We start from the raw sequence: 665 nt of genomic DNA, 5'->3' as shown, positions 1-665 counted from the left end.
CGAGATGGGCGCCGACTTCGACATGAAGCAGTACGGCCTCAAGCCGGTGCACGTGAAGACCGCCGGCGGCTACATCTTCATCAGCCTGGCCGAGAACCCGCCGGCCATCGATGACTTTCTCGCCACCCTGGCCCATTACATGGAGCCCTACGACATGGAGAACACCAAGGTGGCGGTGCAGACCACCTTGCTCGAAAAGGCCAACTGGAAGCTGGTGCTGGAGAACAACCGCGAGTGCTACCACTGCAATGCCTCGCACCCGGAATTGCTCAAGACCCTGCTCGAATGGGATGACGTGACCGACCCGCGCGCCGACCAGGCGTTCAAGGACCATGTGGCGGCCAGTGCGGCGGCGTGGGACGCGGAGAAGATCCCCTACGCGCACGCCAGTTTCGGCCTGCGCAACCGCATCGTGCGCATGCCGCTGCTCAAGGGCACGGTATCGATGACCCTGGACGGCAAGCAGGGCTGCCAGAAGCTGATGGGGCGGATCAAGAACCCCGACCTGGGCTCGATGCGCATCCTGCACCTGCCGCACTCGTGGAACCACTGCATGGGCGATCACATCATCGTGTTCACCGTGTGGCCGATCAGTGCCCAGGAGAGCAAGGTGACCACCAAGTGGCTGGTGCACAAGGATGCGGTCGAGGGGGTGGACTACGACC

1 pseudogene is annotated in these 665 nt (G+C 63.3%); it reads left to right on the top strand.

What is annotated here, in order from left to right:
* Window positions 1-665: pseudogene (gene gbcA / locus G3436_RS25800) on the top strand (glycine-betaine demethylase subunit GbcA); the annotation flags it as partial.

The sequence above is a fragment of the Pseudomonas brassicae genome, assembly GCF_010671725.1.
GTDB classification, from domain to species: Bacteria; Pseudomonadota; Gammaproteobacteria; order Pseudomonadales; family Pseudomonadaceae; genus Aquipseudomonas; species Aquipseudomonas brassicae.
This window is presented reverse-complemented; position numbering and strand designations above follow the sequence as displayed.